The 14005-nt window shown below is 69.4% G+C and carries 6 protein-coding genes; all 6 read right to left on the minus strand.

Annotated elements, in window-relative coordinates; genetic code table 11:
- Nucleotides 1-125: 125 nt before the first annotated feature.
- The 6 genes from HND91_RS05970 to HND91_RS05995 all read right to left on the minus strand — a co-directional run bounded on the left by HND91_RS05970 (nucleotide 126) and on the right by HND91_RS05995 (nucleotide 13917).
- A complete protein-coding gene (locus tag HND91_RS05970; protein ID WP_181705608.1) occupies nucleotides 126-1538 on the minus strand; it encodes a pyruvate dehydrogenase complex E1 component subunit beta in 1413 nt (470 codons plus the stop codon).
- A 26-nt stretch (nucleotides 1539-1564) separates the two neighbouring features.
- The gene (gene pdhA, locus HND91_RS05975) at nucleotides 1565-2614 is read right to left on the minus strand and encodes a pyruvate dehydrogenase (acetyl-transferring) E1 component subunit alpha (RefSeq protein ID WP_181705609.1); all 1050 of its coding nucleotides are present in this window, start codon (nucleotides 2612-2614) and stop codon (nucleotides 1565-1567) included.
- Between the two features lie 304 nt (nucleotides 2615-2918).
- Nucleotides 2919-3341 carry an FtsB family cell division protein gene (locus HND91_RS05980; RefSeq protein ID WP_181705610.1) on the minus strand — a complete coding sequence of 141 codons (423 nt, stop codon included), beginning with the start codon at nucleotides 3339-3341 and terminating at the stop codon, nucleotides 2919-2921.
- 260 nt (nucleotides 3342-3601) lie between these two features.
- Complete coding sequence (gene gyrA / locus HND91_RS05985) at nucleotides 3602-6364, minus strand: DNA gyrase subunit A (protein WP_181705611.1); 2763 nt, start codon at nucleotides 6362-6364, stop codon at nucleotides 3602-3604.
- A gap of 545 nt (nucleotides 6365-6909) precedes the next feature.
- The gene (locus HND91_RS05990) at nucleotides 6910-8097 is read right to left on the minus strand and encodes a urate hydroxylase PuuD (protein WP_181705612.1); all 1188 of its coding nucleotides are present in this window, start codon (nucleotides 8095-8097) and stop codon (nucleotides 6910-6912) included.
- Nucleotides 8098-8430: 333 nt separating this feature from the next.
- Nucleotides 8431-13917, minus strand: a complete 5487-nt coding sequence (locus HND91_RS05995) for an alpha-2-macroglobulin family protein (RefSeq protein ID WP_210272599.1) — start codon at nucleotides 13915-13917, stop codon at nucleotides 8431-8433.
- Nucleotides 13918-14005: the final 88 nt, after the last annotated feature.

Genomic DNA, 14005 nt, shown 5'->3' on the forward strand with positions numbered 1-14005 from the left:
CGCGATGAGTGTGAGGCGCCGGGCGGAGTGGCGGTCCGCCCGGCGAAGATCGGCCTTCAGGGCGCCGGTGCGGCCGCGCCGTCGGCCAGGGCGGCGCGGGCGCGGCGGTGGCCGGCGCGGCGGTCTCAGGCCGTGTAGGTGACCGCCCGGGCGGCGTCGATGACTTCCTGGATCGACGGCAGCGCCAGCTTCTCCAGGTTCGCCGCGTAGGGCATCGGCACGTCCTTGCCGGTGATGCGGGCGACCGGGGCGTCCAGGTAGTCGAAGGCGTTCGCCATGATCTGGTAGGCGATCTCCGAGCCGACGCCCGACTGCGGGAAGCCTTCCTCCACGGTCACGCAGCGGCCGGTCTTTTTCACCGATTCCACCACGGTGGCGACATCCATCGGCCGGATGGTCCTGAGGTCGATGACCTCAGCGTCGAGGCCCATGCCGGCAAGCTCCTCGGCCGCCTTGGTGGCGTAGGTCATGCCGATGCCGAAGGACACGATGGTGAGGTCCTTGCCCTTGCGGTGGATGCGCGCCTTGCCGATCGGCAGGACGAGGTCGTCCACCTTGGGCACCTGGAAGGACTGGCCGTAGAGGATCTCGTTCTCCAGGAAGACCACCGGGTTCGGATCCCGGATGGCGGCCTTCAGGAGGCCCTTGGCGTCGGCGGCCGAATAGGGCTGCACCACCTTGAGGCCGGGGATCTGGCTGTACCAGGCGGCGTAGTCCTGGCTGTGCTGGGCGGCCACGCGGGCGGCGGCGCCGTTCGGCCCGCGGAACACGATCGGGCAGCCGAGCTGGCCGCCGGACATGTAGAGCGTCTTGGCGGCGGAGTTGATGATGTGGTCGATCGCCTGCATGGCGAAGTTGAACGTCATGAACTCCACGATCGGCCGGAGGCCCGCGAAGGCCGCGCCGACGCCGAGGCCGGCGAAGCCGTGCTCGGTGATGGGCGTGTCGACCACCCGGCGGGCGCCGAACTCCTGCAGGAGGCCCTGGGTGATCTTGTAGGCGCCCTGGTATTCGGCGACCTCCTCGCCCATCACGAAGACGCTGTCGTCGCGGCGCATCTCCTCCGCCATGGCGTCGCGGAGCGCCTCGCGCACGGTCATCGAAACGTACTCGACGTTGGCCGGCAGGTCCGGGTCGGCGAGCGTCTGGCTCACCGGCGCGGCCGGCACGCCGGACACGGTCTTCAGCGAGTTCTCCGGCGTCACGGGCTTTTCGCCCTGCTCGGGCGCGGCCTGCGACTTCGGCGTGGACGCGGTGGCGGCGCTGTCCGGCTGCGGGCCGCCCACGGCGGCTTCGCCGTCGGCGGCGATCTTGGCGATGGGCGTGTTCACCTTCACGCCCTCGGTGCCTTCCTCAACGAGGATCTCGCTCAGCGTCCCCTCGTCCACGGCCTCCACCTCCATGGTGGCCTTGTCGGTCTCGATCTCGGCGATGACGTCGCCGGACTTCACGGTGTCGCCTACCTTCTTCACCCACTTGGAGAGCTTGCCCTCCTCCATGGTCGGCGAGAGGGCCGGCATCAGAATGTCGATCGGCATTGTGCGGAAACCCTTTGCGCGGACGATCAGAGGAGGATGTCGGTCCAGAGCTCGGACGGATCCGGCTCGGGATCATAGGTCGCGAAGTCGGCCGCCTCGGCGACGACCGCGCGCACCTGCTTGTCGATGTCCTTCAGCTCGTCCTCGGTCGCCCAGCCGCGCTCCAGGACGCGGTTGCGGACCTGCTCGATCGGGTCGTGCTCGGTGCGCATCCGGGACACCTCGTCCTTGGTCCGGTACTTCGCCGGATCGGACATGGAGTGGCCGCGGTACCGGTAGGTCTGCATTTCCAGGATGTACGGCCCGTTGCCCTCGCGGCAGTGGCGCACGGCCCGCTCGCCGGCGGCCTTCACGGCCCGCACGTCCATGCCGTCCACCTGCTCGCCGGGGATGCCGAACGAGACGCCGCGCTTGGAGAAGTCGGTCTGCGCGGAGGCGCGAGAGACCGAGGTGCCCATGGCGTAGCGGTTGTTCTCGATGATGTAGACCACGGGCAGCTTCCAGAGCTGCGCCATGTTGAAGCTCTCGTAGACCTGACCCTGGTTGGCCGCGCCGTCGCCGAAATAGGTGAGCGACACCCGGTCGGTGCCCCGGTACTTGTCGGCGAACGCGAGGCCGGTGCCGAGCGACACCTGGGCGCCGACGATGCCATGGCCGCCGAAGAACTGCTTCTCGCGGCTGAACATGTGCATGGAGCCGCCCTTGCCCCTGGAATAGCCGCCGCGCCGGCCGGTGAGTTCGGCCATCACGCCCTTGGCGTCCATTCCGCAGGCCAGCATGTGGCCGTGATCCCGGTAGCCGGTGATCACCTGATCCTGGCCCTCGTCGATGCACATCTGCATGCCGACGACCACGGCCTCCTGGCCGATGTAGAGATGGCAGAAGCCGCCGATCAGGCCCATGCCGTACATCTGACCCGCCTTCTCCTCGAAGCGGCGGATCAGCAGCATGTCCGAATAGGCCTTGAGTTCCTCGTCCTTGGTGAAGTCGGCGATCTTGGGGTCGTCGGTGGTGCGGGCCTTCTCGGTCGCTGCCGAGGCGCCTTGGCGCTTCTCGGACGTGGGTCTCACGGCCATGGAGGGTCCTCCCTGCGGGTTCGCTACCGGGGAGGACGGAAACCCATCCCCGGGTTCCCGTCAATGACAGTTTGTCGCATCTCTCATGCACTCAGCGCAGATCGGTGTTGCGCGTGAACTAAAACCCGGTTCATCCAGGTGAATGAACCTGATTGTGGTTTATATGCAGTGCCGAAGAGCATCCCGAAACACTTCGCACACGCGGAAAAAACGCCGGCGAGGATCTAGGCGGGCGTCGATCGTCGAGAGGACAGCGAGTCGGCAGATCCGAGCCGATCGGTTTCGCACCTCGGCGAGACTGTGTTCACTGTCCGGGCGGGAGGGCTTGCCCGATCGCCATCGCAGCCGCCGGATCGGTTCCATCCAGGGCCTGCCCGGCGTCCGGATAAGGCGGCGTTGCCGCCGAGGTGGGCCGGGCTCCGCGCATGATGACCACGTCGTTCGGGTGCACCATGGCGAGGGAATCGCGGGCGCGCTCGTCCACCATGTCCTGGTCGAGGCTGCCGGGCCGCAGGAGACCGACTTCCGTCTCCAGGGTGGCGCGCTGGGCCTTCAGGCGCGCGAGCTCGCCCGACAGCTGCTCCGCCCGGCTTTCCAGGCGGGCACGGCCCACGAGGCCGTATTCGCCGTGGAAGGCGTGGTAGGCGAAGTAGCCGAGGAAGAGCGCCGTAACCGACGGCAGCACGAGACGGCGGAGTTTGGACGGGCGATACTGCCGGGTGGCCATGAACGCGGGACGCTTCCGAGATGCACGGCGGGAGGGGCGCCGCTCATCTGAAGTGTGCAACCGGCAAGGTAAAGAGCTGGTGAACGCCGCGCCCATCTTGATCCGTTCCGGAAAAGAGCAAGGCATCCCTATAAGCGGTTGTGTCATCAGGACCGCCAAGGCGCGGCCGGCGGCGGCCACACGAGACGAGCCGGAAACGACGACGGCGGCCGAAGCGTGTGCTCCGGCCGCCGATCGGTCCCGACCAACGAGGCGGTTGCTTATTCCTCGCCGAGATCCTCGTCCTCGACCCCGAGATCGGCGATGTGCTCCACGCTCACCACCTTCTCGCCGTCCGCAGTGTTGAAGATGCGCACGCCCTTGGAGGCGCGGCTCACCATGCGGATCTGGTCCACTGGCACGCGGATCACCTGGCCGCCGTTGGAGACGAGCATGATCTGGTCGGTCGCCTCCACCGGGAAGGCGGCGACCAGGTGGCCGATCTCCTTCAGCTTGCCCTGGTCGGTCGCCTTGATGCCCTTGCCGCCGCGCCCGGAGGTGCGGAACTCGAAGGACGACGACCGCTTGCCGAAGCCGCGCTCCGTGGCGGTCAGGATGAACTGCTCGGAGGCGCTCATCTCGGCGTAGCGCTCCGACGAGAGCGCGGCCTCGCCATTGGCCTCCTCGGCATCGTCCGCCTCCACGGCGATCTCCTCGCCCTCCCCGTCCACGTCCTCGCCGGTCGCGCGCCGGAAGGCGGCGGCCTGCTTCAGATAGGCGGCGCGTTCGGCCGGGGCGGCCTCGAAGTGGCGCAGGATGGTGAGCGAGATGATCTCGTCGCCGTCGGCGAGCGCAATGCCGCGCACGCCGGTGGAATCACGGCCCTTGAACACGCGCACGTCCGGCACCGGGAAGCGGATGCACTGGCCGAGCGCGGTGACGAGCAGGAAGTCGTCGTTCTCGGTGCAGGTCTCCACGCCCACGATGCCGTCCGCGTCGTCGTCGAACTTCATGGCGATCTTGCCGTTGCGGTTCACGTTCGTGAAGTCGCTCAGCTTGTTGCGCCGGACCGACCCCTGGCGGGTGGCGAACACCACGTCGAGGTCCGCCCAGGTCGCCTCGTCCTCCGGCAGCGCCAGGATGGACGTGATGCGCTCGTCCTCCTGCAGAGGCAGGAGGTTCTTGATGTACTTGCCGCGCGACTGCGGGTTGGCGAGCGGCAGCCGCCAGACCTTCATCTTGTAGACGATGCCGCGCGAGGAGAAGAACAGCACCGGCGTGTGGGTGTTGGCGATGAACAGACGGGTGACGAAATCCTCGTCCTTCGTCGTCATGCCCGAGCGGCCCTTGCCGCCGCGCCGCTGCGCCCGGTAGGTGGAGAGCGGCACGCGCTTGATGTAGCCGGCGTGGCTGACCGTGACGACCATGTCCTCGCGGGCGATGAGATCCTCGTCCTCCATGTCGGCGTCGCTGTCCAGGATCTCGGTCCGGCGCGGCGTCGCGAAGGCGGTTTTGATCTCGGTGAGCTCGTCGCGGATGATCTGCATGATCCGCTCGCGCGAGCCGAGGATGTCCAGGAGGTCCTTGATCTCCTCGGCGAGCGTGTTCAGCTCGTCGGCGATCTCGTCGCGGCCGAGCGCGGTGAGCCGCTGCAGGCGCAGGTCCAGGATGGCGCGAGCCTGTTCCTCGGAGAGGTTGTAGGTGCCGTCCTCGTTCACCGTGTGGCGCGGGTCGTCGATCAGCCGGATCAGCGACGCCACGTCGTGCGCGGGCCAGCGGCGCGTCATCAGCTGCTCGCGGGCGGTCGCCGGGTCGGGCGCGTTGCGGATGAGGGCGATGACCTCGTCGATGTTGGCGACCGCGATGGCGAGGCCCACCAACACGTGGGCGCGGTCGCGAGCCTTGGCGAGCAGGAACTTCGTCCGCCGGCTCACCACCACCTCGCGGAAGCTCACGAAGGCGGCGAGCACGTCCTTGAGGTTCATCAGCTGCGGGCGGCCGCCGTTGAGGGCCACCATGTTGACGCCGAACGACGTCTGCAGCGGCGAGAAGCGGTAGAGCTGGTTCAGCACCACGTCCGCCACGGCGTCGCGCTTCAGTTCGATCACCACGCGCATGCCGTCGCGGTCGGACTCGTCGCGCAGATCCGAGATGCCCTCCACGCGCTTGTCGCGCACCAGTTCGGCGATCTTCTCCACCATGGTGGCCTTGTTCACCTGGTAGGGGATCTCGTGGATGATGATCGCCTCGCGCTCCTTGCGGATGGTCTCCACCGTGGCGCGGCCGCGCATCACGATCGAGCCGCGGCCGGTGAGATAGGCCTGGCGGATGCCGGAGCGGCCGAGGATGGTGGCGCCGGTCGGGAAGTCCGGACCGGGGATCACCTCCATCAGGTCCTCGATCTCGGTCTCGGGCTGGTCGATCAGCCGGATCGTGGCGTCGATCACCTCGCCGAGGTTGTGCGGCGGGATATTGGTCGCCATGCCGACCGCGATGCCGCCCGCGCCGTTCACGAGCAGGTTCGGGAAGCGCGCCGGCAGGACCGAGGGTTCGCGCTCCGAATTGTCGTAGTTCGGCGTGAAGTCGACCGTGTCCTTGTCGAGATCGTCCGTGAGCGCGTTCGTGACCTTCTGGAGACGCACCTCGGTGTAACGCATCGCCGCGGCCGGATCGCCGTCCACCGAGCCGAAGTTGCCCTGCCCGTCGATCAGCGGCAGGCGCATGGAAAAGGTCTGCGCCATGCGGACCAGGGCGTCGTAGATCGACTGGTCGCCGTGCGGGTGATACTTACCGATGACGTCGCCGACCACGCGGGCCGACTTGCGGTACGGCTTGTTCCACTCGTACCCGTTCTCGTACATCGAATAGAGGATGCGCCGGTGCACGGGCTTCAGCCCGTCGCGCACGTCCGGCAGCGCGCGGCTCACGATCACGCTCATGGCGTAGTCGAGATAGCTGCGCTTCATCTCGTCGATGATGGAGATCGGGCGGATATCGGCGGGGGGCTCGCTGCCGCCGGTCGGGCGTTCGGTCTCGTCGGCCAAATCGAGGCTCTTTATGTTTGTTTCGCGTGTGGATCGTCATAGCCGATTCCGCATGGCGAAAGCCACCGCGCGACCCGACGATAAGCGGGGAAAATGCCACGGAATTCAGGCTTTTCGGCGGCGCGGGACGGCGTGGCGGCGTGTCCGGGCGAGGCGATCGCGCGGGGGGGGGGGTCGCGGGCGGGAGGCCGCAGGCGCGTAGGTTCGCGGGCGAGCCACGACGGTCGCTCCGCTCGCCATCCGATCCAGGGCGTCACCCCGGCGAAAGGCGGGGCCCAACCGACGGAGGTCGGACCTGCGCCGTGGAGAGGCTGGCAGGACGGGCAGGCCAGGGCGTCACCCCGGCGAAAGCCGGGGCCCAACCGACGGAGGTCGGACCTGCGCCGTGGAGATGGAGAGGCTGGCAGGACGGTTGGATCCCGGCCTTCGCCGGGATGACGGATCAAAATTGAATTGCGGTAGGCCTTCGCCGGGATGACGGACCAAAAATGAGTTGCACCCGGCCTTCGCCGGGATGACGGAGCACCTTGGTGCCGCCCCCCTCCCTACTGCGCGGCGATCCACGCCCCCAGCGCGCGGCGCTCGTCCGCCGTCATCCCGGTTTCGTTGCCGAGCGGCATGGCGTCGGACTTCACCGCCTGCTGGTCGATCAGAGCGGCGTACTGGCGGAGCTTGGCGACGTCGGTCAGCACCACGCCCTTCGGCGGCTCGGCGAAGCCCTCGTGGGTAGGCTTGGCGGCGTGGCAGGCCGTGCAGTGCCGGGCCGAGATGGCGAGCACGTCCGCGTCTGTCACCTGCACGCCGTCCACGGTCGCCTCCCGGGGCGCGGGCGCGGTCATCACCAGGGCGACGGCGAGGCCGGCGGTGGCCACGGGCAGCGTCCACCAGATCTTCTGGAACGGGTCTCCCGCCTCGTGGCGGTTGAGGAAGTGGCGCGCCATGGCGCCGACCACCAGGATCAGCGCCACCAGGATCCAGCTGTGCGGATGGTTGGTGAGGATCGGATAGTGGTTCGACACCATCATCAGAAGCACGGGCAGCGTCAGATAGTTGTTGTGCACGCTGCGCTGCTTGCCCGTGGCGCCGAGCGACGGGTCGGGGTCCTCGCCCTTGAGGAGGCTGGCGGTGATCTTCTTCTGGTTCGGGATGATCACCGCGAAGACGTTGGCCGCCATGATCGTGCCGACGAGCGCGCCCACGTGGATGAAGGCGCCGCGGCCCGAGTAGATGTGCGTGAAGAGATAGGAGAAGGCCATGATGAGCGCGAACACCGAGACCGCCAGCAGCGTGGTGTTGCGCCCGATGAAGGAGCGGCAGAGGAGCCGGTCGTAGACGAACCAGCCTGCCGCCAGCGACAGGATGGACACCAGGATGGCGTCGCCCGGCCGCGCGTTCCAGAGGTCCGGCTCGATCAGATAGGCCCGGGCGTTGAAGTAGTACTGGACGGTGAGGAGCGCGAACCCGGTCAGGAAGGTGAGATAGGCCTCCCATTTGTACCAGATCAGGTCCTCCGGCAGCTCCTTCGGCGCCACCATGTACTTTTCCACATGGTAGAAGCCGCCGCCGTGCACCTCCCAGGCGGTGCCGTAGACGCCCGGATTCATGCGCGCGCGCTTCTTCAGCGAGAGATCGAGCGCGATGAAATAGAAGGACGTTCCGATCCAGCCGATCCCCGCCACGAGGTGCGCCCAGCGCAGGAGGATGTTGGCCCACTCGGCAAGGAAGGTCGTCATGAAGGGTCCATGTGGCGAAAGGCGACCGGGCTGGGATGCGGGGATGCGGTGCGGCACGCTACAGCCTGAGACCGAGGCAAGCAATCGCCATGCCGAGCGGGGCTGCCGCGTGTGGTCGCGATCCCGCCCCTGAGGGGCGGGTCCGGCCGGAGGCCGGGGATGGGGTCGTGCTTGTCAGCCCGGCCGCGCGTTTTTCGGTCTTCGTCGAGCACCGAACAGGCCAGTACAAACAAAAGACAACCCTTCCGGCCCTTCGGGCCACCTTCCCCTAAGGGGAAGGATTGCGTCGATTCCGAGCCTGTCGCCAGGACCGACCCGACACTCGCCATCGCGTCACTGCAGCGGGCCGATCACCTCCACGTCGCCGGCGTCGGTCCGGGCGTTGCGCTCGGGACGGTACATGTCCGTCACGGTCGCCGCCGGATGGGTGAACGCGCCGGGCGCGACGGCGCGGGCCATGTAGGCGAGGGCGAACTCGGTGGCGCCGCCCGCCGGCTGGTCGAGGGCCGCCACGAAGCGGTCTGCCCGGAATTCGGTCCGCGCTGCCTGCGAGACGAGCGGAACCCAGCCGAGCGCCGCCACGTCGCCGCCGGCGAGGAGGCTCGGGTTGTCGATGGCGAGGCCCGCCGGCAGCGGATCGTCCACCACCAGCCGCGCGGCGACCGACTCGGTCGTCGTCACCGTCAGCACCACCACCACCCGCGCGCCGAGCTCCAGCGCCGAGATGTCGATCTCGTTGCCGTCGAGGTCGTACGCCTTGCGGGTGATCGCGTAGCCGGTGCCGCCCGCCGGCTCCGGCGTGACCGGCACGCCGGTGACGGTGACCCGCGCGTCGACGGGAGCCTCCGCCACGTTCCGGATCGCCACCGGACCGGTGGCCAGATCCTCGGCCGTGTAGTGGGCGGTGAGCACCCCCTCGCGGCGCGTGCCGTTCACCTCCACGACGGGCTTCACCCCGTCGTTGAGGAGCGCGTTGGCGGCGAGCAGCATCCAAGCCTGCTCCTGCGTGCTCCGGGCGGTGCTCGCCCTGGCGAGCGCGCCCACCTCGCGGCCGAGGGTGGCGAGATCCACCGAAGGCACGCGGGTCTCGGAGGCGAGCGTCAGGATGGCGGCGCCGTCGCGGAGGTCGGATCCGTAGTCCTTGCGCCAGCCCTTGTGGTCGAGGCGCTGGGCGAGATCCCCGGTCGCCGCCTGGAACACGGCCCCTGCCCGCTCCGTGTCGCCGTAGAGCGCCAGGGCCGCCCCGAGCTGCGCCTTGGCGAGCGGGGTCGCGAAGGCCTGCAGCTTCGTCTCCGCGTAGTAGCGCAGGTCGCCGATGGTCGCCCGGCCGTTGCGCGCGAGCACGTAGAGCGCATAGGCGAGATCCTCGCCGCCCTCGGTCACCTCGCTCGTGTAGGAGACCCGGTTCTTCAGGTTCGTGACCGCGAGATCGAACGGGATCGCCGGTACCGGGATGCCCTTCTCCTTGGCGCGGGTCAGGAAGTCGGTCACGTAGGCGTCGAGCCATAGATCGTCGGCGGACGGCCCCCAGAGGCCGAACGAGCCGTTGGACGCCTGGTTCACCAGCACCTGCTCGACCGCCTTCGCGACCCGGTCCCGCACCGGCGTCTCGCCGGCAAGCCCCGCCGCCAGCACCACGTCGTCGAGGTAGACGAGCGGCAGCGCCCGGCTGGTGATCTGCTCGGAGCAGCCGTAGGGGTACTTGTCGAGCGACGAGACCAGCCCCGGCAGGTCGATCCCCGACACGCCGCCGACGGTGACGGTGGCCTGGGCGGTGCCGGGCACGAGGTCGGCGAACAGATCGGGCGCGATGTCGAGCCGCCCGGACCCGGCCGGCAGCGTCAGGTCGGACACCCGGACCACCGGCGGCTCGTTCGCCCGGACCGGCACGGTGAGCGTCTTCGTCAGCACCTCTCCGGCGGGCGTGGTCAGCGCGACGGAGACGGTCTCGTCGCCGACGGCGACCGCCTCGATCGGGATCAGCACCTCCGCCCTGCCCTTGTCGGCGAGGGTCAGTGTGCGGCTGCCGAGCGCCGGGTCGAGCGTGACGAGATCGCCCGCGACGGCAACCGACAGGTCGAAGGCACCCGACGGGCCCTCCAGGTGGGTGAAGTCGAGCTTCAGGCGGGAGCGGTCGCCGGGCGCCAGGAAGTTCGGCAGGGCCGCCTGCACGACCACCGGATCGCGGACGACCACGTCCTTGAAGCCGTGCCCGACCGCGTCGCCGGACCACGCGATCGCCATCACGCGGACGGTGCCGTTGAAGTCCGGCAGCGGGAAGGACGCGCGCGCCTTGCCGTCGGCGTCCACCTGCGTGACGCCCTGGAAGAAGGACACGAGCTGCTCCGTCGGCGGCGGGCCCTCCAGGCGGGCAAGGCCGGTGCCGTCGCCGCCCGAGCGCACCTCGCCGCGCACGCCGGCCATGCGGTCGATCAGCTGGCCATAGAGATCGCGCATCTCGATGCCGAGCGCCCGCTGGCCGTAGTACCAGTCCTCCGGGGCCGGCGGTGCGAACCTGGTGAGGTTCAGGATGCCGAGGTCCACCGCCGCGATCGTCACGTAGGCGGGCTCGCCCGGCTTGGCGTTCGCGAGCGTCACCTCCACGGGCAGCGCGGTGCGCGGCTTCTGCTCCTCGGGAAGCGAGACGTCCACGGACAGGAGCCGGTCGCCCGGATCGACGCCCGCCCAGGCGAGGCCGAGCGCGCGGGCCGGCATGCGCCGGGCCTCGATATCCATCGGGCGGAGCAGGGTGGCGGTCACGTAGGCGCCCGGCCCCCAGTCGGAGGTGACCGGCAGGTCCACCGTCGCGCCGCCTTCCGGCACGTCCACGGTCTTCATGGCGATCAGCCGGTCGTCCACGACGGTGACGACCGCGACGCCGGGGAAGCGCGGCTCCAGCCGCGCCTTCACGGTTTCGCCGATGGCATAGCGCGGCTTGTCGAGAGACACCTTCAGGATGTCCGGCGTCTCCTCGCTGGTCGGCGCCACATACCAGCCGGCCTCGAACGTCATCGAGACCGGTACGGCGTCGCCGGACGGATCCTCCACGGTCAGCTCGTATTCGCCCCAGGTCACCCGCTCCTCGATCCGGGCGTGCGTGTCCGCCGTCACGTCGAGCGTGCCGTTGGCGACGCGGGTACGCGACTTGACCGTGTTGTAGCCCCAGCTTCCGCCGGTGTTGTACCACTGGAACGAGGTCTCGACCTTGTTCAGCACCCATGCGAGCCCCGTCGCCGAGACGCGGTTGCCGTCCGCGTCCAGCACGATGGCGTTGAAGGCGGCGGACCCGCCCTCCTCCACCTGATCCTCGAACTGCGGGTCGAGGCCGATCCGGGCGAGCCCGTCGGAGACCGGCAGGGTGAGCTTGCGCTCCACCGGACGGCCGTTGGTGTCGAGCACGCGTACGTGCACCGCCGCCTGCAGCGGCACGGTGGTGTCGGCGAGTTCCGGCGTGACGAGGGCCACGGTGGCGCTGCCGTCCTCCGCCGTCGCTTCCGCCTGCACCGGTTCCGCCACCGGCTCGAACGTGTCGGACGCGAGCCCGAAGCGATAGCCGGGCGCCGACGGCAGGCCCGCCGCCTTGGTGACGTAGACCTCGCCCTCGATGCCGAGGCCGGCGGCCGGCGCGCCGTAGAGCCATTCGGCCGTCAGCGTCGCCTCGGCGTCGACGCCGGGCTCCAGCACCGTGGCGTCCGTGGCGAGCTCGAACCCGATGCGTTCGGGCTGGAAATCCTCCACCAGGAAGGTGGCCTCGGCCAGCGAAGCCGCCTTCGGGTCGGTGAAGGCCGCGACGCGCCAGGTGCCCCGCATGGCGCCCGCCGGCAGCGGGAACAGGCTGTCGCGCCCGCCGGCGCCCTCGTCGGCCGCGACCGTGCGGGAGAACTCCACGCCGTCCGGCCGGGTCACGATCAGCGTCAGCGGCACGTCGGGCGCGGCGAGCGCCTGGGCCGTGCGGGCGAGCGTCGTCACGTGCACCGTCTCGCCGGGCCGGTAGACGCCGCGCTCGGCGGTCATGAACACGTCCACCGGCTTCGGCGGCGCGCGGCCTTCCACGCCCCGGTCGGTCAGGTCGAAAGCCGATTTCGTGAGGTCCAGGAAGGCGTAGTCCCCCTCCCCGGTCTCGGCGACCAGCAGCGCCGGCGCGTTGCCGCCAGTGCCGCGCGCAAGGCCCGGGTCGAACCGGGCGTAGCCGGCGACGTCCGTGGTGGCGGTGCCGAGGATCTCGTCGTTGAGGGCCACCAGCCGGAGCGTCGCGCCGGCCACCGGCCCGGCGGACGACAGGGAGCGCACGACCGCGTGCACGCCGTCGTTGCCGGAAAGGCTGGACAGGCCGAGATCGGTGACGATGAACCACTGGGTGGCCTGCTCGCCCCAGGTGTCGGTCTGGTTTTTGGCCGTCGCCACCATGGCGTAGACGCCGGGCTCCAGGGCCTTCACCACCTCGCTCACCGGGATCGCCGTGGTGACCTCCCGGTTCAGCTCGCGCTTCACCAGGATGGAGCCGGACCACACCTGCTCGCCGCGACGGGCGGCGATGTCCGACGCTTCCCAGGTGCCGATCTGGCGAAGGAACGTGTCCTCCCCGATCGCCTGGACCAAGGCCCGGTCACCGATCCGAACCACCTCGGCGACGATCTCGTCCACGTTCACGGACGCGACCGGGATGGTGGCGTCGCCGCCCTTCGGCAGCACGTAGGCCTTGCCGAGGAAGCGCACCCGCGGGTCGCGGTCGCGCACATAGGCCTCGATCTCGACGGTGCGGGCCAGAGTTTCGTCCGCGTCCTTGGCCGGCAAGCCCTCGCGGACGGCGATCCGGTAGCGCTTGCCGTAGTCGACGCCCGTGACGCAGACCTGCGTGTCCTCCGCCTCCACGGCCGTCGTGTCGCCACCCTCCACGCTCACGAAGTCGGCGAGGTTGGGGGCGTTCTTGTCGATCTCCTCGGAAAAGGCGATGCATAGGCGCGGGTCGGCGGACCGGCTGTCCACCGTGTTCTCCACCACCCGGAAACCGTGGTTCGCCACCAGCTCGTCGAGCCGCGCTACGAGCTCGTCGTCGCCGCCGATGGAGACGCCCAGCCGGGCGGCCTTGATGGCCGGCTTCCAGATCTCGCGCGCGGCGAGCGCCTCGGTCATCAGCGAGAGCGCGCGCACCCGCTGGCCGTCGTCCACGGACCGCAGGTAGGCGTTGACCGAGGCCGCGAGGGAGGTTTCGAGCGCGGATTGCCGGACCTGCCAATCGCCGTTGGTCAGGGTCTGCGCCGTCACCGACAGGGCGTCCCAGAGGTCGAACCGCTCCGGAGCGAGTTTCAGGGCCGCGCCGTAGGCGACGAGCGCGTCCTGCGCGTTGCCGTTGACCACGGAATTCTCGGCGCGCGCGATCAGGAAGTCGACCGAGCCCTCCTGGTCGCTCTCGTTGATCTGGCCCAGCTGCCGGCGGGCCTCGTCGACCAGCGACTGGTCGAGGAAGGACAGGTCCGCGAGCCGCTCCGCCTCCAGTTCGGGAGACGGCACGGCGCCCGCCACGATCCGGCCGGCGACGGCGCCCGGCGTCTGCTTCAGGTCGCCGAATTCGGCTTTCAGGAAGCACCAGCGGGCCTTCACGTTGTAGGTGAAGGCGCGGCACTGGTCGTCGGCGACGCAGGAGGCCTCGCAGGCGGACTGGTCGATGCCCTTCAGGGTCTGGTAGTCGCGGCCGAAATAATCGGCATTCTCGGTCACGATGGCGCGGCGCTCCTGCGCGGCTGCCGCCGAGGCGAATAGCGGAAGCCCGACGAGAAGCGCCTGCGCGACCCGCGCGGCGAACCGAATGCTCGACATCATGCCAACCCCCGTGCCGGCGTGAGACCGCCGCCGGGAGGAGAGTAAGCACCAGTCCGACCGCCGGACAAGCGGCCTAAACGACGGAACA

It is taken from the genome of Chthonobacter rhizosphaerae, assembly GCF_013839525.1.
Classification (GTDB): domain Bacteria; phylum Pseudomonadota; class Alphaproteobacteria; order Rhizobiales; family Pleomorphomonadaceae; genus Chthonobacter; species Chthonobacter rhizosphaerae.